The organism is Cryobacterium lactosi, from assembly GCF_004403945.1.
Lineage (GTDB): Bacteria > Actinomycetota > Actinomycetes > Actinomycetales > Microbacteriaceae > Cryobacterium > Cryobacterium lactosi.
In genome coordinates this window covers 96,163-121,558 of sequence record NZ_SOHM01000007.1, presented here as the reverse complement: position 1 = coordinate 121,558, position 25,396 = coordinate 96,163, and the positions used below count along the sequence as shown (strand labels likewise).

Annotated in this window: 26 protein-coding genes; 14 read left to right on the top strand and 12 right to left on the bottom strand. The window is 66.6% G+C overall.

Features of this window, described 5'->3' with window-relative positions; all coding sequences use genetic code 11:
- Positions 1 to 28 precede the first annotated feature (28 nt).
- Together secG and E3T61_RS02555 are read left to right on the top strand one after the other, a co-directional pair.
- Positions 29 to 280, top strand: a complete 252-nt coding sequence (secG, locus tag E3T61_RS02560; protein ID WP_066595498.1) for a preprotein translocase subunit SecG — start codon at positions 29 to 31, stop codon at positions 278 to 280.
- A 159-nt stretch (positions 281 to 439) separates the two neighbouring features.
- Positions 440 to 808, top strand: coding sequence for an RNA polymerase-binding protein RbpA (locus tag E3T61_RS02555; protein WP_066595496.1), 369 nt, complete (start codon positions 440 to 442; stop codon positions 806 to 808).
- A 107-nt stretch (positions 809 to 915) separates the two neighbouring features.
- Here the strand turns inward: E3T61_RS02555 and pgl are convergent, their stop codons facing one another.
- From pgl to tkt, 6 genes are read right to left on the bottom strand one after another with little or no spacing between them, the layout of a single operon-like run.
- Positions 916 to 1,686, bottom strand: a complete 771-nt coding sequence (pgl, locus tag E3T61_RS02550) for a 6-phosphogluconolactonase (protein WP_134639347.1) — start codon at positions 1,684 to 1,686, stop codon at positions 916 to 918.
- Positions 1,683 to 2,642, bottom strand: a complete 960-nt coding sequence (locus E3T61_RS02545; RefSeq protein WP_134639346.1) for a glucose-6-phosphate dehydrogenase assembly protein OpcA — start codon at positions 2,640 to 2,642, stop codon at positions 1,683 to 1,685. The genes pgl and E3T61_RS02545 overlap by 4 nt, the downstream gene beginning before the upstream one ends.
- Positions 2,639 to 4,180 (bottom strand): glucose-6-phosphate dehydrogenase, encoded by a 1,542-nt coding sequence (gene zwf / locus E3T61_RS02540; protein ID WP_130177455.1) that lies wholly within the window; start codon positions 4,178 to 4,180, stop codon positions 2,639 to 2,641. Before zwf ends, E3T61_RS02545 begins: the two co-directional genes overlap by 4 nt.
- Positions 4,181 to 4,225: 45 nt before the next feature.
- Positions 4,226 to 5,833, bottom strand: coding sequence for a glucose-6-phosphate isomerase (locus E3T61_RS02535; RefSeq protein WP_134639345.1), 1,608 nt, complete (start codon positions 5,831 to 5,833; stop codon positions 4,226 to 4,228).
- On the bottom strand, positions 5,830 to 6,942 hold the full coding sequence (gene tal / locus E3T61_RS02530) for a transaldolase (protein ID WP_134639344.1): 1,113 nt from the start codon (positions 6,940 to 6,942) through the stop codon (positions 5,830 to 5,832). The genes E3T61_RS02535 and tal overlap by 4 nt, the downstream gene beginning before the upstream one ends.
- 43 nt (positions 6,943 to 6,985) lie before the next feature.
- Positions 6,986 to 9,079, bottom strand: coding sequence for a transketolase (tkt, locus tag E3T61_RS02525; RefSeq protein WP_134639343.1), 2,094 nt, complete (start codon positions 9,077 to 9,079; stop codon positions 6,986 to 6,988).
- 261 nt (positions 9,080 to 9,340) lie between these two features.
- On the opposite strand from tkt, the gene E3T61_RS02520 reads away from it, so the two are divergent.
- A complete protein-coding gene (locus E3T61_RS02520; RefSeq protein ID WP_134639342.1) occupies positions 9,341 to 10,291 on the top strand; it encodes a heme o synthase in 951 nt (316 codons plus the stop codon).
- A gap of 242 nt (positions 10,292 to 10,533) precedes the next feature.
- Here E3T61_RS02520 and E3T61_RS02515 read toward each other — a convergent pair whose 3' ends face one another.
- Positions 10,534 to 11,475: a COX15/CtaA family protein gene (locus tag E3T61_RS02515; protein ID WP_134639341.1), complete on the bottom strand. Its 942-nt coding sequence runs from the start codon at positions 11,473 to 11,475 to the stop codon at positions 10,534 to 10,536.
- 284 nt (positions 11,476 to 11,759) lie between these two features.
- On the opposite strand from E3T61_RS02515, the gene sufB reads away from it, so the two are divergent.
- The 7 genes from sufB to E3T61_RS02480 all read left to right on the top strand — a co-directional run bounded on the left by sufB (position 11,760) and on the right by E3T61_RS02480 (position 18,433).
- Positions 11,760 to 13,178 (top strand): Fe-S cluster assembly protein SufB, encoded by a 1,419-nt coding sequence (sufB, locus tag E3T61_RS02510; RefSeq protein ID WP_130177461.1) that lies wholly within the window; start codon positions 11,760 to 11,762, stop codon positions 13,176 to 13,178.
- Positions 13,179 to 14,402 carry a Fe-S cluster assembly protein SufD gene (gene sufD, locus E3T61_RS02505; protein ID WP_134639340.1) on the top strand — a complete coding sequence of 408 codons (1,224 nt, stop codon included), beginning with the start codon at positions 13,179 to 13,181 and terminating at the stop codon, positions 14,400 to 14,402. It abuts the gene before it with no gap.
- Positions 14,403 to 14,404: 2 nt separating this feature from the next.
- Positions 14,405 to 14,731, top strand: coding sequence for a non-heme iron oxygenase ferredoxin subunit (locus tag E3T61_RS02500; RefSeq protein ID WP_130177463.1), 327 nt, complete (start codon positions 14,405 to 14,407; stop codon positions 14,729 to 14,731).
- Positions 14,732 to 14,807: 76 nt separating this feature from the next.
- Positions 14,808 to 15,572 (top strand): Fe-S cluster assembly ATPase SufC, encoded by a 765-nt coding sequence (gene sufC, locus E3T61_RS02495; protein ID WP_130177464.1) that lies wholly within the window; start codon positions 14,808 to 14,810, stop codon positions 15,570 to 15,572.
- A gap of 4 nt (positions 15,573 to 15,576) precedes the next feature.
- Positions 15,577 to 15,906, top strand: coding sequence for a metal-sulfur cluster assembly factor (locus E3T61_RS02490; protein ID WP_134639339.1), 330 nt, complete (start codon positions 15,577 to 15,579; stop codon positions 15,904 to 15,906).
- Positions 15,907 to 16,066: 160 nt separating this feature from the next.
- On the top strand, positions 16,067 to 16,717 hold the full coding sequence (locus E3T61_RS02485; protein ID WP_134639338.1) for a TetR/AcrR family transcriptional regulator: 651 nt from the start codon (positions 16,067 to 16,069) through the stop codon (positions 16,715 to 16,717).
- Positions 16,718 to 16,834: 117 nt separating this feature from the next.
- Positions 16,835 to 18,433, top strand: coding sequence for an ABC-F family ATP-binding cassette domain-containing protein (locus E3T61_RS02480; RefSeq protein ID WP_134639574.1), 1,599 nt, complete (start codon positions 16,835 to 16,837; stop codon positions 18,431 to 18,433).
- A gap of 73 nt (positions 18,434 to 18,506) precedes the next feature.
- Here E3T61_RS02480 and E3T61_RS02475 read toward each other — a convergent pair whose 3' ends face one another.
- The 3 genes from E3T61_RS02475 to E3T61_RS02465 are packed head-to-tail and all read right to left on the bottom strand — an operon-like array spanning position 18,507 to position 19,938.
- Positions 18,507 to 19,349: an SURF1 family cytochrome oxidase biogenesis protein gene (locus E3T61_RS02475; protein WP_134639337.1), complete on the bottom strand. Its 843-nt coding sequence runs from the start codon at positions 19,347 to 19,349 to the stop codon at positions 18,507 to 18,509.
- Positions 19,346 to 19,576, bottom strand: a complete 231-nt coding sequence (locus E3T61_RS02470; RefSeq protein WP_134639336.1) for a hypothetical protein — start codon at positions 19,574 to 19,576, stop codon at positions 19,346 to 19,348. The genes E3T61_RS02475 and E3T61_RS02470 overlap by 4 nt, the downstream gene beginning before the upstream one ends.
- Positions 19,573 to 19,938, bottom strand: coding sequence for a DUF3099 domain-containing protein (locus tag E3T61_RS02465; protein WP_134639335.1), 366 nt, complete (start codon positions 19,936 to 19,938; stop codon positions 19,573 to 19,575). Before E3T61_RS02465 ends, E3T61_RS02470 begins: the two co-directional genes overlap by 4 nt.
- Before the next feature lie 176 nt (positions 19,939 to 20,114).
- Between E3T61_RS02465 and fabG the strand changes: the two genes are divergently transcribed.
- A complete protein-coding gene (gene fabG, locus E3T61_RS02460; RefSeq protein ID WP_134639334.1) occupies positions 20,115 to 20,825 on the top strand; it encodes a 3-oxoacyl-ACP reductase FabG in 711 nt (236 codons plus the stop codon).
- 107 nt (positions 20,826 to 20,932) lie between these two features.
- Here fabG and serB read toward each other — a convergent pair whose 3' ends face one another.
- A complete protein-coding gene (gene serB / locus E3T61_RS02455) occupies positions 20,933 to 21,577 on the bottom strand; it encodes a phosphoserine phosphatase SerB (protein ID WP_134639573.1) in 645 nt (214 codons plus the stop codon).
- Positions 21,577 to 22,821 carry a glucose-1-phosphate adenylyltransferase gene (locus E3T61_RS02450; RefSeq protein ID WP_134639333.1) on the bottom strand — a complete coding sequence of 415 codons (1,245 nt, stop codon included), beginning with the start codon at positions 22,819 to 22,821 and terminating at the stop codon, positions 21,577 to 21,579. The genes serB and E3T61_RS02450 overlap by 1 nt, the downstream gene beginning before the upstream one ends.
- 81 nt (positions 22,822 to 22,902) lie before the next feature.
- On the opposite strand from E3T61_RS02450, the gene glgA reads away from it, so the two are divergent.
- The 3 genes from glgA (at position 22,903) to E3T61_RS02435 (ending at position 25,293) form a co-directional block, all read left to right on the top strand.
- A complete protein-coding gene (gene glgA / locus E3T61_RS02445) occupies positions 22,903 to 24,084 on the top strand; it encodes a glycogen synthase (protein WP_134639332.1) in 1,182 nt (393 codons plus the stop codon).
- 40 nt (positions 24,085 to 24,124) lie between these two features.
- Positions 24,125 to 24,907 carry an ABC transporter ATP-binding protein gene (locus tag E3T61_RS02440; protein ID WP_134639331.1) on the top strand — a complete coding sequence of 261 codons (783 nt, stop codon included), beginning with the start codon at positions 24,125 to 24,127 and terminating at the stop codon, positions 24,905 to 24,907.
- Positions 24,908 to 25,041: 134 nt separating this feature from the next.
- Positions 25,042 to 25,293, top strand: coding sequence for a type B 50S ribosomal protein L31 (locus E3T61_RS02435; RefSeq protein ID WP_066595443.1), 252 nt, complete (start codon positions 25,042 to 25,044; stop codon positions 25,291 to 25,293).
- Positions 25,294 to 25,396 lie beyond the last annotated feature (103 nt).

Sequence of the window (25,396 nt, the reverse complement as noted above, 5' to 3'; positions counted from 1 at the left end):
GCGCCCATCGTTTTGTGAAAGGTTTCGCGTGGAGATTCTCCAGGTTGTATTGCAGGTTTTGCTCGGTATCACGAGCCTCCTGCTCACCATGCTCATTTTGCTCCACAAGGGGCGCGGTGGGGGTCTATCCGACATGTTCGGCGGTGGCGTCACCTCGAATCTCGGCGCGTCCGGCGTTGCCGAACGGAACCTCAACCGTATTACCATCATCTTGGCCGTGCTGTGGATTTCCTGCATCGTCGTGCTGGGCCTGATCACCAAATTCGATACCGGCGCTTAACCGTAGCCAAGCCGGCGCGCCCGGGAGGGCGGTCCGGCTGACGCATAGGTCGCAGCACCCCGCTCGCGACGAACACCGCGACCCGGTCACCCACGGCGGGACCGGGACGCAGCAGTACAACCCGAACACGCCGAACAGTTTTAACAGCGGAGGAACACAATGGCATCTGGTGGAAGCGCAATTCGCGGCTCGCGAGTCGGAGCCGGCCCCATGGGCGAGCAGGACCGCGGTTTTCACGCCGATCGCATCCGCGTGTCCTACTGGGACGCCCTCGGTAACGAGACTGTTCGGTACTTCGCCGCGAACCTGCCGGACGAAGAGATCCCCGACACCATCGACTGCCCGTCGTCGGGTCTGCCCGCCGGTCGCGACAAGGAAAACCCGCCGTCGGTCGTCAAGCTCGAACCGTACAAGACCCACCTCGCGTATGTGAAGGAACGCCGCACCGAAGAGGAAGCGGAGTCCCTCCTGGAGGAGGCGCTCCAGCAGCTCCGGGTGCGTCGCGGCAAGCTCAGCGCCACCAACTAGGGCTCACTCGCACCAACACACTCGCAGCAACAGAAGAAGCGCATCGGTTCCGAGGAACCGATGCGCTTCTTCGTGCCTGTGGACGGCGTCAGATCAGTGCTTGAACACTACTGCGGCGACGCGATCAGGTTCTCCGGAACCTCGGCGGCGGCCTCGCCGTCGACGAAGAAGTCCGTGTAGTGACGGCCGCGGATGCCCGCGACGGGTACCTCATCGCGACTCGCGCCGGCCAGGGCCAGGCCGAGGGCAGAGGCCTTGTCCGGGCCGGAGACGACAAGCCAAATCCGCTCGGACGAGTTGAGCACCCAGCGGGTGAGGCTCAGGCGCTCCGGCGGCGGCTTAGGCGAGTTCAGCACGGCGATGACGGTCAGGTCGTTCTCCCTGATGCCCTGCATGTGCGGGAACAACGACGCGATGTGGCCGTCGGGACCGACGCCGAGGAAGGTCACGTCGAACTGCGGCACCAGGGAGTCCGGTGCGGCCTTGGACTTCAGCTCGGCTGCATAGCGGTCAGCAGCAGCGTCGAGCTCGAGGCCTTCATCGGACGCCGGGAACGAGTGCACGTTCGCTCCGGGGATGTCGATGTGGTCCAGCAGCGCCGCGCGCGCTTGCACCTCGTTGCGGTCGGCGTGCGCGCGGGGAACCCAGCGCTCGTCGCCCCACCAGAAGTCGATCTTGGCCCAGTCGACAGTGTCACGGTCGGGGGAGGCGTTGATCGCTTCGAGAACACCGGTGCCGACGGTTCCACCGGTCAGGACCACATGGGCGTGGCCCTGCTCGTGCAGTATGTCGGCCATCTTGGTGATGAACCGTGTCGCGACCGAGGCGATGAGGGCCGCCTTGTCGTCGTGGACCAGGACACGCCTGTCGTGCGTCATGAGTGATCTCCGGTCGTTTCGGTGGGACCCGCCAGTTGCGGGAGCCCACGGGTGATGACCTCGCCGTACAGTTCGTCGGGGTCGAGGCGGCGCAATTCGTCGCTCAGGCAATCACGCAGGCTGCGGCGCTTGAGCGTCAGGTCCTGCACGGGCTGACCCGACTGGGTGAGCGTCGCGATGCCGGGAACCTCCCGTTCAAGGGAGATCACCCCGGAGGCCCGCGTCAGGTGCACACCACGGATGCCGTTCGAATTCTGACCCGAGGTGAGTTCGTAGTCCACCGGGACCTGCAGCTGCAGCTGTAGCCAGGCGGCCAGGAGCGTGGTGGAGGGGGAATCGAGCGCGCCGCTGACGGATACCGCGGTGATGGGTTCGTAGGGGGGCTGGTCCAGCACCGCGGCCAGCTGAGCGCGCCACAGGGTCAGCCTGGTCCAGGCGAAGTCGGTGTCGCCGGGCCGGTAGGTGGAGCAGATCCGGCTGAGGGCGGCTTGCGGGTCGGGCTGCGCCGACGCGTCGGTGATGCGCCGGTAGGCAATGCGGCCCAGAGGGGACTCGGCAGGCACCTCGGGCGACTCACCGGGCCACCAGGCCACGACGGGGGCATCCGGCAGCAACAGGCCGGTCACCAGGCTCTCCGGGTCGCTGGCGGCGTCACCGTAGGCGCGCAGCACAATGACCTCACTCGCGCCGGCGTCGCCGCCGACCCGGATCTCGGCATCCACCCTCGGGTCCCGCGCGGCGGTGCCCTCGGCCTGGGTGGAGAGCACGATGACCCGCATCGGGTGCTCCCGAGACGCGTCATTCGCGGCCTCGATGGCCTCTTCTTCGTGGCCGAGTTCGGCGGCGATGATGAGCGTGAGCACCCGGCCAAGGGCGACAGCGCCGCCCTCCTCCCGGATGCGCACGAGCGCCTTGGAGATCTTCGCGGTAGTGGTGTCCGGCAGATCCACGATCATGGGCGTCTCCAGTTCCGGCCGTCTCGTGACAGCAGTTCGTCGGCTGATGCGGGCCCCCAGGTTCCGGGTCGGTACTGTTCCGGCTGACCTTGGGTGGTCCAGAATTCCTCGATCGGGTCGAGAATCTTCCAGGATAGCTCGACCTCCTCGTGGCGGGGGAAGAGCGGCGGGTCGCCCAGCAGGACGTCAAGGATCAAACGCTCGTAGGCCTCGGGGCTCGCCTCGGTGAACGCGTGGCCATAACCGAAGTCCATGGTCACATCGCGTACCTGCATGCCGACGCCTGGCACCTTGGAACCGAACCGGATCGTGACACCCTCGTCGGGCTGAACCCTGATGACCAGGGCATTCTCGCCCAGCGCGGCCGTCTGGCTCTTTTCGAACAGGTACTGGGGAGCACGCTTGAAGACCACCGCGATCTCGGTGACCCTGCGGCCCAGCCGCTTGCCGGCGCGGAGGTAGAACGGCACCCCGGACCAGCGCCGCGTGTCGATCTCCAGGCGGAGCGCCGCGTAGGTCTCGGTGAGTGACTCCGGGTTCATCCCGTCTTCCTCGAGGAAGCCGAGGATCTTCTCGCCGCCCTGCCAGCCACCGGCGTACTGACCGCGGGCGGTGCCCGTGGCGAGGTCCTCGGGGAGGCGCACCGAGGCGAGCACCTTCTCCTTCTCGGTGCGGAGGTCCGCCGCGTCGAAGGAGATGGGCTCCTCCATGGCGGTGAGCGCGAGGAGCTGCAGGAGGTGGTTCTGGATCACATCGCGGGCGGCGCCGATACCGTCGTAGTACCCGGCCCGTCCGCCGACGCCGATGTCCTCAGCCATGGTGATCTGCACGTGGTCGACGTAGTTGGCGTTCCAGATCGGTTCGTACAGTTGGTTGGCGAAGCGCAGCGCCAAGATGTTCTGCACCGTTTCCTTGCCGAGGTAGTGGTCGATGCGGAACACCGAGTCAGCCGGGAAGACCGACTCGACGACGTCGTTGAGCTCGCGGGCCGTCTTCAGGTCGCTGCCGAACGGCTTCTCGATCACGACACGGCGCCACTGACCGTCCTTCTGCTCCGCGAGACCGGAGCGTCGCAGCTGCTCGGTGACCTGGGGAAAGGCCTTGGGCGGGATCGACAGGTAGAACGCATGGTTGCCCATGGTTCCGCGTTCACGGTCGAGCTCCTCGATGGTGTCCTTGAGGAGTTCGAACGCGGCGTCGTCGTCGAAGGTTCCCGGCACGAACCGGATGCCCTCGGCCAGCTGGGCCCAGACGTCCTCGTGGAACTCGGTGCGGGCGTACTCCTTCACCGAGTCGTGGACGACCTGCATGAAGTCCTGGTTATCCCAATCCCGCCGGGCGAACCCGACGAGTGCGAAACCGGGCGGCAACAGACCGCGGTTGGCGAGGTCGTAGACCGCGGGCATGAGTTTCTTCCGCGACAGGTCTCCGGTTACGCCGAAGATGACGAGGCTGGAGGGCCCCGCGATCCGGTTCAGGCGGTAATCGGAGGGTGAACGCAACGGATTGAACTCCGGGGTGATTTCCACCGGGGACATGCAGCTCCTTAGAGGATAAAAGTGTGAAGACGAGGGCGGCGGGACTTAGCGGACTGCGTTGAACAGGGTACTGAGGTTCGCAGCCGGGTCGGTCAACGTGAGGGTGAGGACGGGGCGACCGTGCTGGGCGAGGACGCTGGCGTCGCCGGCGGCCTGAGCCTGGATGAGCTCACCGAAGGTGAACGGGCGGTCCGGGATCTCAAGGTCCTCAGCGGGGGTGCTGAGAATCTGCAGGAACACTCCGGTGGGGGTGCCACCCTTGTGGAACTGTCCGGTGGAATGCAGAAATCGGGGGCCCCAACCGAACGTGACCGGACGCTTGGACAACGTCGCGAGCAGTCCGCGCAGCTCGGCGAGCTGGGGGAGGGCCAACCGGTCGGCGTAGGCCTGGACGGCCACGTACCCATCCGGGCCGAGCTCCTCGAGCAACGCGTCCACCGCGCCGGCCAGGTCGCTGGCCGCTCCGATGACGTGGGGCGTACCACGGACCTCGATGCCGTCGGCTATGAAGGCGGCAGGCTCGGGCTCCGGGCGGGAGTCGAGCAGCCCGCGGGTGGCGATCTTGGCCGATTCGACGTCGGGCTGGTCGAACGGGTTGATCCCGAGCAGCCGGCCGGCGACGACGGTCGCGTACTCCCAGACCAGGAACTGTGCGCCGAGGGTTCCGCTGACGCGGATCTCGTCGGCACCGTCATGGTCGGCGAAGACGTCACCGCCGGCATCCGCCACAACCCGCAGGACCTGCAGGTCGGGCAGCACCGTGGCGAGCTCGGGCGCGTCACTCTCGAGCACGACAGGCAGGATGCCGGTGCCGATCTTGCCCGTGGATTCAGCGATGAGCTGTTCGGCCCAATCGGCGAAACCCACGATGTGGGTGCCGTCGGCGACGATGGCCAGCTTGTCCCGGCGTGGCGTGCTGGATGCCATGGCCGCGCCCAGGATCAGACCGGGGTTGTCCTCCGAGTCGACGGCCAGGGCGAGGGATACGGCGTCGGCCTCGTCGAGAAGCTGCCCGATGTCCACCCCGGCCAGACCGGACGGCACGAGACCGAACGCGGTCAGCGCCGAGAACCGGCCGCCCACTGTCGGGTCGGCGTTGAAGACCCGGTAGCCGGCCTGAATGGCGGAGGCCTCGAGCGACGAGCCGGGGTCGGTGACCACGATGATGCGCTCGACGGGGTCGATGCCGCTGTCCCTGAAGGCGCGTTCGAACGCGCGGCGCTGGCTGTCGGTCTCCACGGTGCCGCCCGACTTCGACGACACCACCAGGGCGGTCGACTCGAGGCGGTCGGCCAATGCCGCCCGCACCTGGTCGGGGTCGGTCGAGTCGAGCACCGTCAGGTCGACGCCGCTGGTGAGCGTGATGACCTCCGGTGCGAGCGACGAGCCACCCATGCCGGCCAGAACGATGCGGGTGACGCCCTTCGTGAGCAGTTCCTCACGAAGGGCGAAGATCTCGGCGACGAGGGGACGGGAGGTGGCCACTGACTCGGTCCAACCGAGACGCTGGCCGGCCTCCACCTCCGCCTCGGGGCCCCACAGCGCGGGGTCGAGCGACGTGATGCCGGAGGCAACGAGGTCGGCGACCAGAGTGGGAACCACGGTGCGGACGGCCTGCGCCGCCGCACCGCTCACCGAGATCTGGAAACTCACTTGGCCGACTCGAGCGCAGCCGTCACGGTGTCCAGAAGTTCGTTCCAGGAGATGATGAACTTCGAAACGCCCTCCTCTTCGAGCACCCGGGTGACGTCGTCGTAGGAGACACCCTGGGCGGCGATCGCGTCGAGCACGGCGTTTGCCTCGTCGTACGCGCCCGTGACGGCGCCCTCGACGATCACGCCGTGGTCGAAGGTGGCCTCGAGGGTCTTCTCCGGCATGGTGTTGACAACCTCGGGCGCAACCAGCTCGGTCACGTACAGGGTGTCGGGCAGGTCGGCCGACTTGACACCGGTGGATGCCCACAGCGGGCGCTGCTTGTTGGCACCGGCGGCGATCAGGCTCGCCGCACGCTCGGAGGTGAAGGCCTGCTCGAAGACCTGGTACGCGAGCTGGGCGTTGGCGACGCCGGCCTTGCTCTGCAGGGCAAGGGCTTCGTCGGTGCCGACGGCCGCGAGGCGCTTGTCGATCTCGGTGTCGACCCGCGACACGAAGAAGGACGCCACCGAGTGGATCGTCGACAGGTCGATGCCGGCCGCCTTGGCCTTCTCGAGGCCGCTGAGGTACGCGTTGATGACCGCGCGGTACCGCTCGAGGCTGAAGATCAGGGTGACGTTGACACTGATGCCCAGTGCGATGGTCTCGGTGATGGCGTCCAGGCCCTCGATGGTTGCCGGGATCTTGATCATCGCGTTGGGGCGGTTGACCTTGTTCCACAGCTGCTGCGCCTGGGCGAGGGTCTTCTCGGCGTCGTGGGCGAAACCGGGCTCGACCTCGATCGAGACGCGGCCGTCGAAACCGTTGGTGGTGTCGTAGATCGGGCGGAAGATGTCGCAGGCTGCCGCGACGTCGTCGGTGGTGATCTCGAAGACCGCGTCGGTCACATTGGTTCCGGCGGCGGCCAGCGTGGCCACCTGGGAGGCATAGGCCTCGCCCTTGCTGAGCGCACCGGCGAAGATCGTCGGGTTGGTGGTGACGCCGACGACGTTCTTCTCTGCGATGAGGGTCTTCAGCCCGCCGGACTGGATGCGCTGACGCGACAGGTCGTCGAGCCAGATGCTGACGCCCGCGGCGGACAGGGCGGCGGTGGGGGTAGTTTCTGTCATGAAAATCAAATCTCCTTGAATGCTGCGCTTATAGGTGTCGCGCTTAGAGCGCGGCGAGGGATTCTTTGGCGGCGGCGACAACAGCCTCCGTGGTGATGCCGAATTCGCGGAACAGGGTCTTGTAGTCGGCCGACGCACCGAAGTGCTCGATCGAGACGCTGCGGCCGCGGTCGCCGACGTACTTGTTCCAGGTCAACGCAATTCCGGCCTCAACCGATACCCGGGCGGTGATCGCCCTGGGCAGAACTGCCTCCCGGTATTCGGCGGACTGCTCCTCGAACCACTCGAGGCTCGGCACCGACACGACGCGGGCGTTGACGCCATCCGCCTTGAGGGCCTCGCGTGCGTTGACGGCCAGCTGCACCTCGGAACCGGTGGCGATGAGGATCACGTCGGGCGTGCCGTTCGGGGCCTCGGCGAGCACGTACGCGCCCTTGGCGACGTTCTTGGCCGAGGCGAAGGTCTCGCCGCTGGCGTCCCCTTCGCCACGCTCGAACACGGGGATGTTCTGACGGGTCAGCACGATGCCGGCCGGGCCGTTGCGACGCTCGAGGATCGTCTTCCAGGCCCAGGACACCTCGTTGGCGTCGCCGGGGCGCACCACATCGAGCCCGGGGATGGCACGGAGGGAGGCAAGCTGCTCGATCGGCTGGTGGGTCGGTCCGTCCTCACCGAGGGCGACCGAGTCGTGGGTCCAGACGAAGATCGACGGCGCCTTCATGAGCGCTGCAAGCCGAACGGCCGGGCGCATGTAGTCGCTGAAGATCAGGAAGGTGCCACCGAAGGGGCGGGTGTTGCCGTGCAGGACGATGCCGTTGAGGATCGCGGCCATCGCGTGCTCACGGATACCGAAGTGCAGGACGCGACCGTAGGGGTTGCCGGTCCACTCGCCCGTGGAGTGCTCGCTCGGGATGAAGGATGCGGCGTTGCTGATCGTGGTGTTGTTGGACTCGGCGAGGTCGGCGGAGCCGCCCCAGAGCTCGGGGATGACCGGGCCGAGCGCGTTGAGCACCTTGCCGGACGACGCACGGGTGGAGACCTCGGTGCCGGCGGGGAAGACCGGCAGGGCTTCCTCGACGCCGTCGGGCAGGTCGCCGGAGAGGATACGGTCGAGCAGGATCTTGCGCTCGGGGTTCGCGGCCGCCCACGCGTCGAACCGCAGGTTCCACTCGGCGTGCTGCTCAGCACCACGGTCGAGGGCCTTGCGGGTGTGGGTGATGACCTCGTCGGAGACCTCGAAGGTCTTCTCGGGGTCGAAACCGAGGATCTCCTTCACGCCGGCGAGTTCCTCGGCGCCCAGGGCGGAGCCGTGGATCTTGCCGGTGTTCTGCTTCTTCGGGCTGGGCCAGCCGATGATGGTCTTGAGGATGATCAGCGACGGCTTGTCGGTGACGGCCTTGGCCGCTTCGATGGCGTCGTTGAGAGCGGCGATGTCTTCGACGTACTCGCCGGTCTTCTTCCAGTCCACGGTCTGCACGTGCCAGTGGTACGCGTCGTACCGGGCGGCGACATCCTCGGTGAAGGCGATGTTGGTGTCGTCCTCGATGGAGATCTGGTTGGAGTCGTAGATCGCGATCAGGTTGCCGAGCTGCTGGTGTCCGGCGAGCGAGGAGGCCTCGGAGGTGATGCCCTCCTGCAGGTCGCCGTCGCCGGCGATGACGTAGACGAACTGGTCGAACGGGCTGGTGCCCGCGTCGGCCTCGGGGTCGAACAGGCCACGCTCGAAACGCGAGGCGTAGGCGAAGCCCACGGCGGAGGCGAGGCCCTGGCCGAGCGGTCCGGTGGTGATCTCGACGCCGTCGGTGTGGCCGTACTCGGGGTGGCCGGGGGTCTTGGAGCCCCAGGTGCGCAGGGCCTTGAGGTCGTCGAGTTCGAGGCCGTAGCCGCCGAGGTACAACTGCACGTACTGGGTCAGGGAGCTGTGGCCGACCGAGAGGATGAACCGGTCACGGCCGATCCACTCGTTGTCAGCGGGATCACGACGCATCACCTTCTGGAACAGGAGGTACGCGGCCGGAGCGAGGCTCATGGCGGTACCAGGGTGACCGTTGCCCACCTTCTCGACGGCGTCGGCCGCCAGGATGCGGGCGGTGTCGACCGCCCGGTTGTCGATGGAATCCCACTGCAATGCTGCCACGTGAACTGACCCTTCTGAATCCGAAAAGGCGGCACGCTATACCCGCGCCGCTGGAGAGTGAATGCCCGCCGACATCGTTATCGGCATCAGGTGCGCAGCACAGGGCCCATATCAGGCGCTCATGGATGCGTGCACCTAGATTGGCGAGCATTTCCAGTATAGGGACCGTGGCTTGGCGACGTTGTTTCGCCGGTATTGCGCCACTGTCGCAGTGGGGAGCCGGGACTGAGAGGTGTGGGAATGATCTAGAATCAAGGCAATATGCGAAGCGCACGAGAGACAGTCGAAACGGCCCAGGAACCCCGCGAACGGGGGACCGAGGACCGTGCTGCACGGTACAAGCGGACGTTCCTGGCCTACCTCTCCCTGACCAAGCCGCGTGTGGTCGAATTGTTGCTCGTTGTTACCGCCCCGACGATGATCCTCGCCACCGGAGGACTGCCCGACCTGTGGCTGGTTATCGCCACCCTGATCGGCGGTGCGCTCAGCGCCGGTTCCGCTGGAGCGTTCAACTGCTACCTCGACCGCGACATCGACCGTCTGATGAACCGCACGCAGGGCCGGCCGCTGGTCACCGGCGAACTCACCGACCGCCAGGCCCTGGTGTTCGCCTGGGTCCTCGGCGCCATCTCGATCGCCTGGCTCTGGCTGTTCACCAATTGGGTCGCCGCAGCGCTGTCGCTGGGCGCCATCCTGCTCTATGTCGTCTTCTACACGATGATCCTCAAGCGCCGCACGGCGCAGAACATCGTCTGGGGCGGGGTAGCCGGTTGTATGCCGGTTCTGATCGGCTGGGCGGCCGTGACCGGTGACCTGTCCTGGCCCCCGTTCATCCTGTTCCTGATCATCTTCCTCTGGACGCCGCCGCACTATTGGCCGCTGTCGATGAAGTACCGGGACGACTACCAGGCCGCGGGCGTGCCCATGCTGGCCGTGGTGCGCGGTCGCGCCCAGGTCGGCCTGCAGGTCATCCTGTACGCCTGGGCCACCGTTGCCTGCTCGTTGCTGCTGATTCCCATCGCAGGCATGGGCATCGTCTACACCGTCGTCGCGACGGCGTCGGGCGCCTGGTTCATCTTCGAGACCCACCGCCTCTACAACCTCACCATCCGCCACGAGCACGTGTCGCCGATGCGGGTTTTCCACGGCTCGATCGCGTACCTCACCCTGGTCTTCGTCGCCGTGGGCGTCGACCCGCTGCTGCCCTTCTAGCCGGGTCCGTCGCTCTTTCAGGGCGCGCCGGCCGCGAAAGCGGCGGTGTGGCTGCTTCGCGCGTGCTGAGGCGACCGTTTACCCGCTCTCGCGAGGTAGGTCACCCGCACACGCGAGGTAGGTCACCCGCGAAAGCGGGGGTGGGGCTGCTTCGGGCACCCTGAGGTGACCGTTTCCCCGCTCTCGCGGGGATGCGCACGAGTCCGCGAGGATGCGCGGAGCACGCGCGTGAGCCGCGTCGGTCAGCGCGTCATGGAGTCCGCGGTGGTGCGCGGGGCCGGGGGAGCGGCCACCGCGACGGGCTGCTTGAGGTTCAGGACCACGGCGGTCATGGCCGACGCGAGCACGCAGGCGAGCACCATGTGGATGCCGACGAGGATGGCAGGCAGGCCCAGGTTGGCCTGGATCAGGCCGACGGCCGTCTGGGCCAGCTCGACCGCCAGCAGCAGGATCACCCAACGGCGCACCGGCAGGCGCAGCGACACGGCGCCGACGACGAGCACCAGGGTCAGGGCCACCGTCAGATAGGCGGGCCAGCTGTGCACGTGCTGTAGGAACTCGGAGTCCAGACCGTTTCGGGGCGCGTCGGCGTCGCCGGCGTGCGGGCCGGACCCCGTGGTCAGGATCCCGACGGCGATGGTGACGGCGACGGCCACTGTCGTGAGGTGGGTGACGATGAGGAACCAGAGGGGCACCACCCGTGCCCGCGGACCCGGCACGGTGTACAACCGGTAGATGAAGGCCGTGCAGAGGCCCACCAGGCCGACGGAGATCACGAAGTGCAGGCCCACGACGTAGGGGTTCAGCTGGGTCAGCACGCTGATGCCGCCGATCACGGCCTGGGCCGGGATGCCCAGGCCGGCCAGCAGGGTCAGCCTGAACAGGTCCGGGCGGCTCTTGCGCATCCGCAGCACCGCGACGAATGCGGCGATGGCGACCAGGCCGAGCAGAACCCCGAGCAGCCGGTTGCCGAACTCGATGACACCGTGGATGCCCATCTCCGGCGTGTTCACCAGGGAATCCGCTGTGCATTTGGGCCAGGTGGGGCAGCCGAGGCCCGAACTGGTGAGCCGCACGAGCCCGCCGGTGCCGACGAGGAAGATCTGGGCGGCCAGGTAGACCCAGCCGAGCACCCTCAGCCGACGGTCCACCTGGGTGGGCAACCACTGGATAATCCGGTTCACGGGTTCTGCTCCCTGCTGGTGCGCGCGTATGTGAATACGCCGGGTCGCACTACTAATAACATCACTAGCCTGTAGAATTAGGTGTTTCACGGGCTCCGTGTGCTCGACGACTGTTCGAATGTCGCGGCACGAGAGGCCCTTGTTCATCTTAGGTACGCAACGTAGCCATCCACACAACTCACGCGCGCAACGGGTTGCACGTCCGTCCGAATGGTCGGCCGCAGCCCGGTACGGGAATGACCGGACTGATATCCGGGTTGATGTGGGTAGGAGAAGAGGTAAAGATGTCTGACGTTCTACTGGACCGACCCGAGCTCGAGGGGCTGGGGGTGTACGAATTCGGCTGGTCCGATTCCGACGCCGCCGGCGCATCCGCGCGACGCGGCATTTCACCCGAGGTCGTCACCGACATCTCGAACCTGAAAAAGGAACCGGCCTGGATGCTGGAGCGCCGCCTGAAGGCGTTGGCGCTGTTCGAGCGCAAGCCCATGCCGACCTGGGGCGCCGACCTGTCGGAGATCGACTTCGACAACATCAAGTACTTCGTCCGCTCCACGGAGAAGCAGGCCCAGACCTGGGAAGACCTGCCGGACGACATCAAGAACACCTACGAGAAGCTGGGCATCCCCGAGGCGGAGCGTCAGCGCCTCGTCTCCGGCGTCGCCGCCCAGTACGAGTCCGAGGTGGTCTACCACCAGATCAACGAGGAACTCGAAGCCCAGGGCGTCATCTTCATGGACACCGATACGGCGCTCAAGGAGCACCCGGAGTTCTTCGAGGAGTACTTCGGCAGCGTCATCCCGTCCGGCGACAACAAGTTCGCCGCGCTGAACACCTCGGTCTGGTCCGGCGGTTCGTTCGTCTACGTGCCGCCCGGCGTGCACGTCGAGATTCCGCTGCAGGCCTACTTCCGGATCAACACCGAGAACATGGGCCAGTTCGAGCGCACGCTGATCATCGCCGATGAGGGCAGCTACGTTCACTACATCGAGGGCTGCACCGCGCCTATCTACAAGTCGGACTCGCTGCACTCCGCCGTGGTGGAGATCATCGTGAAGAAGAACGCCCGCGTTCGTTACACGACCATCCAGAATTGGTCCAACAACGTCTACAACCTCGTCACCAAGCGCGCCACGGCCGCCGAGGGCGCCACCATGGAGTGGATCGACGGCAACATCGGGTCCAAGGTCACCATGAAGTACCCGTCCATCTACCTGATGGGCGAGCACGCCAAGGGCGAGACCCTCTCCGTCGCCTTCGCCGGCCCCGGCCAGCACCAGGATGCCGGCGCCAAGATGATCCACATGGCCCCGTACACCCAGTCCTCGATCGTCTCCAAGTCGATCGCCCGCGGCGGCGGTCGCGCCGGCTACCGTGGCGAGGTGCGGGTGGACGCCACCGCGCACCACTCCGCGAACACCGTGCGCTGCGACGCCCTGCTGGTCGACACGCAGTCGCGCTCCGACACCTACCCGGCCATCGACATCCGTGTCGACGACGTGCAGCTCGGCCACGAGGCCACCGTGTCACGGGTCAGCGAAGAGCAGCTCTTCTACCTGATGAGCCGCGGCATGCCCGAGGACGAGGCCATGGCCATGATCGTGCGCGGGTTCATCGAACCCATCGCCAGGGAGCTCCCGATGGAGTACGCCCTCGAACTCAACAAGCTCATTGAAATGGGCATGGAAGGATCCGTCGGCTAAATGTCCGCCGCCTCGACTTCAACAGCACCCACCTCCGCACCATCGTCGGAAGCCCTGCCCACCGCCGAACAGCACGGCATCAAGGAACACTCGGACGGACGCTTCGGCTTCGTCCCGGTGCAGACCCGGTCCGCCAGGTTCAAGAGCTTCGACGTTGCCGACTTCCCCGCCGTCACCGGCAGGGAAGCGGTCTGGAAACTCTCACCCGTCGCCAAGTTCACCGACCTCACCGCCGGCGTGCTCGACGGCTCGGTCTACGACTTCGACCAGACGCCGCACCCCGACGTCGACGTCTCCTGGGTCGACCGCTCTGACACTCGGATCGGCACTGCCGGGGCGCCGGAAGAGCGCGCCGCCGCCAACGCCTGGAGCGCCTTCGAGAAGGCCCTCGCCATCACCGTGACCGGAGAAGAAGCCAAGGAGATCACCCTCACCCGGGCGAACCTCGGCTCGGTTCCGCGCGCCGCCCACACCGTGATCGAGGCCAAGCCGTTCAGCCAGGCCGTGGTGATCCTGCAGAACACCGGTGACGCCCGGATCTCGGAGAACATCGAGATCATCGTGGGCGAATCGGCCAACCTCACGGTGGTCACCGTGCAGGAATGGAACGCCGACGCCGTCCAGCTGGCCAACCACTTCGCCACCATCGGCCGCGACGCCCGCCTCAAGCACGTCGTGGTCTCCCTCGGCGGCGGCATCGTTCGGGTCAACCCGTCGGTGCAGCTGGCCGGCCAGGGCAGCGACACCGAACTGTACGGGCTCTACTTCGCCGACGCCGGCCAGCACCTGGAGCAGCAGGTCTACGTCAACCACGACGCCCCGAACAGCCGCAGCCGGGTCAACTACAAGGGCGCCCTCCAAGGCGCCGGCGCGCGCACGGTCTGGATCGGCGACGTACTGATCGGCCGCACCGCACCGGGAACCGACAGCTACGAGCAGAACCGCAACCTGGTCCTGACCGAGGGCACCCGCGCCGACTCGATCCCGAACCTCGAAATCGAGACCGGCGACATCCTGGGCGCCGGCCACGCCAGCGCCACCGGACGCTTCGACGACGAGCAGCTGTTCTACCTGCAGTCCCGCGGCATCGGCGAGGTCGAGGCACGCCGCCTCGTGGTTCGCGGATTCCTCAGCGAGATCGTGCAACACATCGGCTCGTCGCCGCTCGAGGAACGCCTGCAGGGCGTTATCGAAGACGAACTCCGCGGAACAGAGGGCAACTGAACATGGCATCCACCAAGATTTGTGCGCTCGACGACCTCGAACCCAACGAGGCCATCAAGGTCGAGATCGGCGGCGTGAACATCGCCGTCGTCCGCGACTCGAACGGAGCGGTTTTCGCCATCGGTGACACCTGCACCCACGGCGACATCTCGCTGTCCGAGGGTTTCGTCGAAGGCGACACCCTGGAATGCTGGGCGCACGGATCCAAGTTCTCGCTCAAGACCGGCCGACCGTTGACGCTCCCGGCCTACGAGCCGGTCCCCGTCTACCAGGTCGACCTGATCGACGGCGACGTGTTCATCGATCCTCTGGTCACCATCGCCGTTTGACGCGCTCGGCCTCCCAGGCCGCGCCCCACATACTAAAAAGCCCGCCGCACGCGGACAACGAAAGAGATACCGAATAATGTCTGTTCTTGAGATCAAAGACCTGCACGTCAGCGTCGAGACCGACCAGGGCACCAAGCAGATCCTGCGCGGCGTCGACCTCACCATCAACGAGGGTGAGATCCACGCGATCATGGGTCCGAACGGGTCCGGCAAGTCCACCCTGGCGTACACGATCGCCGGGCACCCGAAGTACCACGTCGACAGCGGCTCCATCCTGCTCGACGGCGCAGAGGTGCTGACGATGACCGTGGACGAACGCGCCCGCGCCGGACTCTTCCTCGCCATGCAGTACCCGGTCGAGATCCCCGGCGTCACTGTGACCAACTTCCTCCGCACGGCCAAGACCGCGATCGACGGCGAAGCTCCGGCCATCCGCCACTGGATCAAGGACGTCCGCGAGTCCATGGTCAGGCTCCGGATGGACAAGAGCTTCGCCGAGCGCAATGTCAACGAGGGCTTCTCCGGTGGTGAGAAGAAGCGCAACGAGATCCTGCAGCTCGAACTGCTCAAGCCCAGGTTCGCCGTCCTGGACGAGACCGACTCCGGACTCGACGTCGACGCCCTGAAGATCGTCTCGGAGGGTGTCAACCGGGCCAAGGAGAACACTGGTCTCGGCCTGCTGCTGATCACGCACTACACCCGCATCCTGCGCTACATCAAGCCGGACTTCGTGCACGTCTTCGTCGACGGCCGCATCGCCGAGCAGGGCGGCCCCGAGCTCGCCGACCGTCTGGAAGACGAAGGTTACGATCGCTTCCTGGCCGAGACGCCCGTAGGCTAGAGCCATGGTTTCGACACTCACCCCGTCGCGCTTCGACGAGATCGAAGAGGCGCTCAAGGACGTCATGGACCCGGAGCTCGGCATCAATGTCGTGGACCTGGGGCTCATCTACGACCTTGGTTGGGACGACGAGAACGATGCCCTGATCATTCACATGACCCTCACCTCGGCGGGCTGCCCGCTCACCGACGTGCTCGAGGAACAGACCGCTGAAGCGCTGGACGGCGTTGTCGACCAGTTCAGGATCAACTGGGTCTGGATGCCGCCGTGGGGTCCCGAGAAGATCACCGACGACGGCCGCGACATGATGCGAGCCCTCGGTTTCGCTATCTGACCCGAACCGAACGCCAGTCCCGCGCCGGGACGGATGCCCCCGCATCCGTCGCCCGGCGCGGTGTGGTTTAACCCGGCCGCCCATGCTACGGCGGGCGAGGACGGGCATCAACAATCATGTGGAATCACACTCCATCAACTAGAGGGGTATTCTAAAAGGCATGGAGACTCCACGCACCCGCAGTCAGATCCGGCGAGACCTCCAGACCATGGGTACCCGGGGCGACATTGTCCAGGCCGCCTCCGAACTGATGCGTGAACACGGCTACATCGGCACATCGATCGCCGCCATCGCCGAGCGCGGCGGCGTGGCCGTGCAGACCATCTACAACACGGTGGGGTCGAAGGTGGATGTGCTCGCCGCCGTGCTCGCCAGCGCCCACAGCGACGCACGGAGTTCAGGGGTCTCCGCGGCCGAGCTCGCCACCGGGATCACCGGAGCCAGGACACCGGTCGCCGCCGTCGGGGCCCTGGCGACCTGGATCACTGCCGACAACGAGCGGGCGGCGCCACTGCACCGCGTTGTGAACGAGGCGGCGGGGACCGACCCGGAGATCCGGGAGCTCGAAGTGACCATGGCCGCCCGCAGCCTGCATGCCTACGCCGAAGCCGTCGGTGCCCTCCGGGCCCAGCTGGGCCTGCGGCCCGGGCTGAGCGACCACGAGGCGGCCACGTCAATCTGGGCCCTCGGCCACCCGCAGGTCTTTCACACCCTGGTGGTCGGGCTCGGCTGGTCCAGGGACGCCTACACGGCGTGGCTCCGATCCGCGTTGCCCGGAGTGCTGCCGACCGGCCGGATTCCGGCCAGGTAACCCGCTTCGACCGGGCCTCTTCGGTCAGATCGGACCAGAAACCGCGCGCGAGCAAATATACTGGTGAATTGGCCACGTTCGGCCGCCTCCCACGACTCCCTCGAATGGACTATTGCTGTGCTCAGTGTGCAAGATCTCGAAATCCGAGTTGGGGCGCGCGTGCTCATGGAGGACGTCAGCTTCCGGGTGTCCGCCGGCGACAAGATCGGACTGGTCGGCCGTAACGGTGCAGGCAAGACGACGCTGACGAAGACACTGGCCGGCGAGACGATGCCGACCAAGGGCAAGATCGAGAAGTCCGGCGAGATCGGCTACCTGCCGCAGGACCCGCGCTCCGGCGACCCTGACATGCTTGCACGCACCCGCATCCTGGACGCCCGCGGCCTCGGCACCATCTCGCTCGGCCTCACCCAAGCCGGTATCGAGATGGGCAGCAGCGACAGCAAGACCAGCGAACGGGCCATGAAGCGCTACGGCACCCTCACGGACGAGTTCAATGCGCTCGGCGGGTACGCCGCCGAGGCCGAGGCCGCGTCCATCGCGAGCAATCTGAACCTGCCGGACCGCATCCTCGACCAGCCGTTGCGCACCCTCTCCGGTGGCCAGCGCCGCCGCATCGAACTGGCCCGCATTCTCTTCTCCGCGGCCGAGACGATGATCCTCGACGAGCCCACCAACCACCTGGACGCCGATTCAGTGGTGTGGCTGCGCGAGTTCGTGAAGAACTACCGCGGCGGCTGCATCATCATCAGCCACGACATCGAACTTGTCGGCGACACGGTCAACCGGGTGTTCTACCTCGATGCCAACCGGATGGTCATCGACATCTACAACATGAACTGGAAGAACTACCAGCGCCAGCGCGTCGCCGACGCGGACCGTCGCAAGAAGGAACGCGCCAACGCTGAGAAGAAGGCGTCCACCCTGCAGCTGCAGGCCGCCAAATTCGGCGCGAAGGCCAGCAAGGCCGCGGCCGCGCACCAGATGGTCGCCAGGGCCGAGAAGCTCCTGTCCGGCCTGGACGCCGTGCGAGCAGTCGACCGGGTCGCCAAGCTGCGCTTCCCCGAGCCCGCTCCGTGCGGCCGCACCCCGCTGATGGCCAGTGACCTGTCCAAGAGCTACGGCTCATTGGAGATCTTCGCCGCCGTCGACCTCGCCATCGACCGGGGCTCCAAGGTCGTCATCCTGGGCCTCAACGGTGCGGGCAAGACCACCCTCCTGCGGATGCTGGCCGGCGTCGACAAGCCGGACACCGGCGAGATCGTAGCCGGACACGGCCTGCGGATCGGTTATTTCGCCCAGGAGCACGAGACCATCGACGTGAAGCGCAGCGTGCTGCAGAACATGATCTCCTCCTCGCCGAACATCACCGAGATGGAGGCGCGCCGGGTTCTCGGTTCGTTCCTGTTCACCGGCGATGACTCGCACAAGCCCGCCGGGGTCCTGTCCGGCGGCGAGAAGACCCGTCTGGCCCTGGCCATGATCGTGGTCTCGGGTGCCAACGTGCTGCTGCTCGACGAACCGACAAACAACCTCGACCCGGCCAGCCGCGAAGAGATCCTCGACGCCCTGGCTCACTTCACCGGCGCCGTGGTCCTGGTCAGCCACGATGAGGGCGCCGTCGAGGCGCTCAACCCCGAGCGGGTGCTCATCATGCCCGACGGCACCGAGGACCACTGGAACAAGGACTACCTGGACCTGATCACGCTGGCCTGATCGCCCGGCCTGCGCCACGCACAACAATGAACCCGCCGGTCCAATGGACCGGCGGGTTCGATATTGATCTGGATCAGGAGTGCTGATCCATCAGTTCGTCCTCGATGTCGGAATCGCTGCGAGGCTTGGCCGCCTGGCGACGGGCCCGCTCGGCGGCCCTGTCCTGTTCTTCGGGGTCCTCGGCATTGACGGTGCGGTACTCCTGCCTGGCCGCCCAGCCGAGGCCGATGAAGGCCATCAGGGCGAATACGAACCATTGGAAGGCGTAGGACAGGTGTGGGCCTTCATCGCGCACGGGCCTGGTGACGGCGGTCGGCCGGTCGGTGGGCGCTGGATCTTCGGACTTCATCAGGCCGTATGCACCCGTGTACGTGTCGGTGCCGAGTCGCTCGGCGATCTCGGTCAGGTTGATCGTGGCGACCTGGTTCCCGGTGGCGCTGCGGCCGGCCAGGGACGGTTCGCCTTGCTTGAGCCTGGCGATCACGGTGACCTCCCCGGCCGGGGCCGACGGCACGGCGTCTGGCGCGTTCTGGTCTTCGCCGGTGGGCACCCAGCCCCGGTTGACGATGAACACGTCGCCGTTGGTCAGCAACAGGGGAGTGAGTACCTCGAAGCCGGGGTTGATGTTCAACGGCCGGTTGCGCACCAGCAGTTCTTCGTCCCTGAGGTAGGTACCGGTCACCTCGACGGGCAACCACTTCTGGGATTCATCGAAGGACTCCAGCGTGGGCAGGGCGTCGGTGATGGGAATCCCCTCGGCGTCGAAATTCGCGTCCACCCGGCTGATCTCGGCCTGAGCCTCCGCACGCCGGGCGAGCTGCCACATGCCCAGCCCCGAACAGACCACCGCGAAGATTATCGTGAGCGCGAGGTAGCCCGCCCACTGCCTGGAGAGCAGGAAGCGCCAGCCGGTCATGCACCCTCCGTCACGTCGACCGCGAGCGGGCTCACCCGCAGCGGGAAATCGCGGGTCAGCAGGAACTGGCGCAGAAACTCGACGTGCTCGTCGCAGGCCAGCCAGGTCTTGACCCGGTCCTCGGTGTGGATCCGCGGGTTGCGCCAGTCCAACCGCCAACCGGCGACTTCCCGGCAACCCGCGCGTGAGCAGCTGGTCGTTTCCGGGGTGGCACCGAAGCCGATCACCGTGGATCCTCGCGATCGACGGGCCGGGTGTCATCGGGCAGCGTCCCATCCGTCCCTCTGCCATCGGGCCGTGCGCCTTCGGGGCGAGGATCATCCTGGCGGGGGAGTAGCACCAGGGCGCCGGGCCGTAGGACGGCCTCGGAACGCTGGTCGCCGTGCACATTCGCGGCGATCACCGCGAAGTAGGGCAGCAGGATGGCCCCGAGCGCGCAGACCAGCAGCCACCAGCCCTGCACGAACAGCATCAGCACGATGCAGACCATGCGGATGCCCATGGTCACCGTGTACCTGATCATGCGGCGTCGGCGCTCCTCGTCCGGTGACAGAGGGAGCGTCGTGATCGACTGCTGCTGCTTCATCATGCCCATCGCTTTGACTGAGGGTGAGGATCGCACCTGGCGGGCTCCTCCTGCGCCTGTCCACGCATGAACCAAGCCTACGTCCACTGCCCGCTCCCCGGGTCCTCCCACCGAACGCTCTAAGCTAAATGAATCTGTGCCCGCCGTTCCGCGGGCGTTCCCACTGAAAGGACCGCGCCATGGCGACCGCTCGAACAGTTCTGGTGACCGGAGGCAACCGGGGCATCGGTTATGCCATCGCCGAGGAATTCCTCGCCAAGGGGCACCGGGTCGCCATCACCGCGCGCTCCGGCGAAGGCCCGGCCGGCAGCCTCACCGTGCGTGCCGACGTCACCGACTACGCATCGATCGACGCCGCGTTCACCGAGATCGAGACCGCTTACGGGCCGGTGGAGGTCGTCGTGGCCAACGCCGGCATCACCAAGGACACCCTGTTGATGCGCATGTCGGACGAGGATTTCACGTCGGTCATCGACACCAACCTCAGCGGAGCCTTCCGGGTGGTCAAGCGCGCCTCCAAGGGGATGCTCAAGGCCAGGTTCGGCCGGATCGTCTTGATCTCCAGTGTCGTGGGCCTGTACGGCTCCGCCGGTCAGGTCAACTACTCGTCGTCCAAGAGCGGCCTCGTCGGCCTGGCCCGATCGGTCACCCGCGAGCTCGGCGCCCGCGGCATCACCGCCAACGTGGTGGCCCCGGGCTTCATCGAGACCGACATGACCGCGGCGCTGCCCGAAGCGCAGCAGGCCGAGTACAAGCGCAGCATCCCGGCCGGCCGGTTCGCATCTCCCGGCGAGGTCGCCCGGGTCGTCAGCTGGATCGCCGGCGACGACGCCTCGTACATCTCCGGCGCCGTGATCCCTGTCGACGGCGGAATGGGCATGGGCCACTAGGAAGCTCCACCAGGCAGCTTCATCGCGGACGCCAGAAGCCCGGCCGGACCAATGGTCCCGCCGGGCTTCTTTCGGTTTCTTGCTGCGTCCGCCGGGCCGGATCGGCTTCAGCCGCGCAGGCCCAGGATGGGCAGCACCTGGCTGAGGTCGGTCGTGCCGATCACCAGGTCGGCCGTGCGGCGCACGATGGGCTTGGCGTTGAAGGCCACTCCGAGACCGGCGATGCGCATCATGGTGAGGTCGTTGGCCCCGTCGCCCACCGCCACCGTGGAGCACAGGTCCACGCCGTCCAGCGCCGCCCATTCGGTCAGCGCGGCGGCCTTGGCCGTCGCGTCGATGATCGGTCCGGCCAGCCGGCCGGTGAGGTGCCCGTCCTCGATCTCGAGCCGGTTGGCCCGCCAGTGATCGAGGCCCAGGGCCGCGGCCAGGGGGTCGAGCAGCTCGTGGAAGCCGCCGGAGACGACGCCGATGCGGCTGCCGCCGGCGTGCAGCCCATTGATCAGGTCGTGCACGCCGGGAGTCGGGCGGATCAGGGCGCCCACCTCGGCGAACACGTCGGTGGACAGTCCGGCCAGGGTGGCGACCCGCTGCCGCAGGCTTTCGGCGAAGTCGAGCTCGCCCCGCATGGCGCGGTCGGTCACCTCGGCCACCAGGGTGAGGGAACCGGCCGCGTCAGCGAGTAGCTCGATGACCTCGTTCTCGATGAGGGTGGAGTCGGCATCCAGGACGACGAGGAATCGGGCTGCAGGGATCACGGGTGGACGTGCACGCCCTTACCGACAACGGTGATGCCGGATTCGGTGACGCTGAATCCACGGGCAAGGTCGCGATCGCGGTCGACACCGATGGCGGCTCCCTCCTCGACGATGACGTCCTTGTCGAGGATGGCGCGGTGCACGACGCCGCCCGGGCGGATCTGCACCCGGTCGAACACGATCGAGTCCACCACGTGGGCGCCGGAGTCGATGACGGCCCACGGCCCGACAACGCTGCGCTCGAGATGAGCACCGGAGATTACACAGCCGAGCGACACGATCGAGTCGATGGCGCTACCGAGGGCACCCTTGCCGTCACGCACGAACTTGGCCGGCGGCGAGTTCAGCTGCTGGCTGAAAATCGGCCAGCTCTGGTTGTACAGGTTGAACACCGGCAGGGCCGAGATGAGGTCCTGGTGCGCTTCGAAGAACGAATCGATCGTTCCCACGTCGCGCCAGTAGTACCGGTCCCGGTCTGTCGAGCCCGGCACGTCGTTGCGCTGCAGGTCGTACACGCCGGCTTCACCGCGAGAGACGAAGTCGGGAACGATATCGCCGCCCATGTCGTGACTGGAATCGGTGCGTTCGCCGTCGCGGCGGACAGCCTCGATCAGCGCGTCGGCGTTGAAGACGTAGTTGCCCATCGAGGCGAAGACCTCGTGCGGCGCGTCGGCCAGGCCGACCGCGTCCTTGGGCTTCTCCCGGAAATCGCTGATCCGGTCCGGAGTGGCGGCATCCACTTCGATGACACCGAACTGGTCGGCCAGGGCGATCGGCTGACGGATCGCGGCGACGGTCGCCTGGGCACCCGAGTCGATGTGCGCCTGGATCATCTGACTGAAGTCCATGCGGTAGACGTGGTCGGCACCGACCACGACAACAATGTCGGGCTTCTCGTCGTGGATCAGGTTCAGGCTCTGCAGGATGGCGTCAGCCGAACCGCTGAACCAGCGCTTGCCCAGGCGTTGCTGGGCGGGAACCGAAGCGATATACGAGTTGAAGAGCCCACCCGAGACGTGCCAGGTCTGGGAGACATGGCGGTCGAGGCTGTGGGACTTGTACTGGGTCAGTACAACGATCTGGGTGACACCGGAGTTGATCAAATTCGACAATGCGAAGTCGATCAGACGGTAATGCCCTCCAAACGGCACTGCCGGCTTGGCGCGGTCTTCGGTCAACGGCATCAGCCGTTTCCCCTCGCCGCCTGCGAGAACGATTCCAAAGATCTTCTTGGCCTTCATAAGTTCAGAGTAGGGCTATCCGCGGGCTTGGGCCAGCGCGCGGGGGTGTGTCCTCGGTTCAGCCTGCGCTAGTTTTACTGCATGCGCGTCGATCTGCTCACCAAGGAATACCCGCCCGAAATCTATGGAGGGGCCGGTGTCCACGTTGCGGAGCTGGTGAAGGCCCTCCGCACCGACATCGACGTCACCGTGCGGTGCTTCGGTGCCCCCCGTTCGGAGGCGGATACCTTCGCCTACGGCGTTCCGGCCGAACTCGCCGAAGCGAACGCAACCTTGACGACTCTCGGAGTGGACCTGCAGATGGCGCAGGACGTGCAGGGCGCCGATGTCGTGCACTCGCACACCTGGTACGCCAACGGGGCCGGACACATCGCGAAACTGCTGCACGGTGTTCCCCACGTCGTCACGGCGCACAGCCTCGAACCCCTGCGCCCGTGGAAGGCCGAACAGCTCGGCGGCGGTTACCGCGTCTCCAGCTGGATCGAGAAGACCGCCTTCGAAGCGGCTGATGCGGTCATCGCCGTCAGCGGCGGTATGCGTGCCGACATCCTGCGCAGCTACCCGGCGCTCGACGCTTCCCGGGTACACGTTGTCTACAACGGCATCGACCTGGACCGGTGGAAGCCGACAACCGACGACGACGTCGTTCGCGCTCTGGGTATCGATCCTGACCGTCCCTCCGTTGTGTTCGTCGGGCGGATCACCCGGCAGAAGGGCCTGCCCTACCTGCTCCGGGCCGCGGCCCTGCTGCCGCCGGAGGTGCAGCTCGTGCTGTGCGCCGGCGCCCCCGACACTCCAGGCATCCTGGCCGAAGTCACCGAGCTGGTCGAGGCACTGCAGCGGGAACGTTCCGGCGTGGTCTGGATCGACAGGCTGCTGCCACAGCACGAACTGTCAGCCGTGCTCACGGCGGGGACCGTGTTCGTCTGCCCGTCGGTGTACGAACCGTTGGGCATCGTCAACCTCGAGGCCATGGCCTGCGGTCTGCCCGTCGTCGGCACCGCCACCGGCGGCATCCCCGAGGTCGTGGCGGATGGCGTGACGGGACGGTTGGTGCCCATCGACCAGCTCAGCGACGGCACCGGCACCCCGACCGACCCGGCGGTGTTCGTGGCCGACCTGGCCAGGACGCTCACCGAGGTGCTGGCCGACCCCGCCCTGGCGGCCGAGATGGGCCGCGCCGGCCGTGTGCGTGCTGAAGAGATGTTCAGCTGGGGCCAGATCGCTGCGAGCACCCGGGAGATTTACGCCTCGCTGCTCTAGCGTGACCGGGGGCTTGGGCGGCGCCCGATAACATGGCTATATGGTCAACGTTCTTCATTTCACCGGAGTTTCCGTCGTCCGGGGTGGCACAACCATCCTCGACTCAGTGGATTGGAGCGTCGACGGCGATCAGCGCTGGGTGATCCTGGGCCCCAACGGCGCGGGTAAGACCACCACGCTCCAGATCGCGGCCGCGCTCATCCACCCGTCCAAGGGAACGGCCGAGGTCCTCGAGGAGCCGCTCGGCGGCAGCGACCTCTTCGAATTGCGCCCCCGGATCGGTTTCGCCTCTACGGCGATGGCCCGTCGCGTGCCGGCCGGTGAAACGGTTCTGAACGTCGTGATGACCGCGGCCTACTCGGTGACCGGCCGGTGGAACGAAGAGTACGAGGAGATCGACGAGCGTCGCGCGCAGCGAGTCCTCGGCGAGTGGAAGCTCGACCACCTCGCCGACCGCAAGTTCGGCACCCTGAGCGACGGCGAGCAGAAGCGGGTGCAGATCGCCAGGTCGATCATGACCGACCCGGAGATCCTCCTGCTCGACGAGCCGGCGGCCAGCCTCGACCTCGGCGCCAGAGAAGAACTGCTTCGCCTGCTCAGCGGTTACGCGAGCGAGCCCAACTCTCCGGCCATCATCATGGTCACCCACCACGTGGAGGAGATCCCGCGCGGCTTCACCCACGTCCTGCTGCTCGCCGGCGGCAAGGTGGTCAGTGCGGGCCCGCTCGCCGAGGCGCTCACCGCCGACACCCTGACCGAGGCCTTCGGGCTCCCGATCGAGCTCACCGAGACCGACGGCCGGTACTCGGCACGCGCAATCTGACCGATCGCGTGTCCTGGCCACCCCCGGCCCTGAGATTCTGCTAAACTCACTAGCTGGTCCTCGTGACCGGAACACTTTTCTGCCGCAACCGGCGAGCCAGAACCCACCCACCGAAACGCACCAAGGAAGTCTCCATGAAGTCTGACATTCACCCCACATACGCTCCCGTGGTTTTCCGCGACCTCGCGTCGGGTGCGACGTTCCTTACCCGTTCGACGGTCTCCAGCTCGAAGACCATCGAGTGGGAAGACGGCACCACGTACCCGGTCATCGACGTGGAAATCTCCTCCGAGTCGCACCCGTTCTACACGGGCAAGCAGCGCATCATGGACTCCGCCGGACGCGTGGAGAAGTTCAACTCGCGCTACAAGGGCTTCGGCAAGTAACCACGCCGCTTTACCTTCACGGGCGACCTGCTTCGGCAGGTCGCCCGTTTTTGCGCGCCATTCGCCGGATCCGGCCCCACAGAGGTGGCTCAGGAGCACCTGC

Excerpts from the sequence above, each read along its gene's own strand:
- E3T61_RS02555 (WP_066595496.1), top strand. The coding sequence starts at position 440 with ATGGCATCTGGTGGAAGCGCAATTCGCGGCTCGCGAGTCGGAGCCGGC.
- pgl (WP_134639347.1), bottom strand. The coding sequence starts at position 1,686 with ATGACGCACGACAGGCGTGTCCTGGTCCACGACGACAAGGCGGCCCTC.
- E3T61_RS02545 (WP_134639346.1), bottom strand. The coding sequence starts at position 2,642 with ATGATCGTGGATCTGCCGGACACCACTACCGCGAAGATCTCCAAGGCG.
- zwf (WP_130177455.1), bottom strand. The coding sequence starts at position 4,180 with ATGTCCCCGGTGGAAATCACCCCGGAGTTCAATCCGTTGCGTTCACCC.
- tal (WP_134639344.1), bottom strand. The coding sequence starts at position 6,942 with ATGACAGAAACTACCCCCACCGCCGCCCTGTCCGCCGCGGGCGTCAGC.
- E3T61_RS02520 (WP_134639342.1), top strand. The coding sequence starts at position 9,341 with ATGCGAAGCGCACGAGAGACAGTCGAAACGGCCCAGGAACCCCGCGAA.
- sufB (WP_130177461.1), top strand. The coding sequence starts at position 11,760 with ATGTCTGACGTTCTACTGGACCGACCCGAGCTCGAGGGGCTGGGGGTG.
- sufD (WP_134639340.1), top strand. The coding sequence starts at position 13,179 with ATGTCCGCCGCCTCGACTTCAACAGCACCCACCTCCGCACCATCGTCG.
- E3T61_RS02500 (WP_130177463.1), top strand. The coding sequence starts at position 14,405 with ATGGCATCCACCAAGATTTGTGCGCTCGACGACCTCGAACCCAACGAG.
- sufC (WP_130177464.1), top strand. The coding sequence starts at position 14,808 with ATGTCTGTTCTTGAGATCAAAGACCTGCACGTCAGCGTCGAGACCGAC.
- E3T61_RS02490 (WP_134639339.1), top strand. The coding sequence starts at position 15,577 with ATGGTTTCGACACTCACCCCGTCGCGCTTCGACGAGATCGAAGAGGCG.
- E3T61_RS02485 (WP_134639338.1), top strand. The coding sequence starts at position 16,067 with ATGGAGACTCCACGCACCCGCAGTCAGATCCGGCGAGACCTCCAGACC.
- E3T61_RS02475 (WP_134639337.1), bottom strand. The coding sequence starts at position 19,349 with ATGACCGGCTGGCGCTTCCTGCTCTCCAGGCAGTGGGCGGGCTACCTC.
- E3T61_RS02465 (WP_134639335.1), bottom strand. The coding sequence starts at position 19,938 with ATGATGAAGCAGCAGCAGTCGATCACGACGCTCCCTCTGTCACCGGAC.
- fabG (WP_134639334.1), top strand. The coding sequence starts at position 20,115 with ATGGCGACCGCTCGAACAGTTCTGGTGACCGGAGGCAACCGGGGCATC.
- E3T61_RS02450 (WP_134639333.1), bottom strand. The coding sequence starts at position 22,821 with ATGAAGGCCAAGAAGATCTTTGGAATCGTTCTCGCAGGCGGCGAGGGG.
- glgA (WP_134639332.1), top strand. The coding sequence starts at position 22,903 with ATGCGCGTCGATCTGCTCACCAAGGAATACCCGCCCGAAATCTATGGA.
- E3T61_RS02440 (WP_134639331.1), top strand. The coding sequence starts at position 24,125 with ATGGTCAACGTTCTTCATTTCACCGGAGTTTCCGTCGTCCGGGGTGGC.
- E3T61_RS02435 (WP_066595443.1), top strand. The coding sequence starts at position 25,042 with ATGAAGTCTGACATTCACCCCACATACGCTCCCGTGGTTTTCCGCGAC.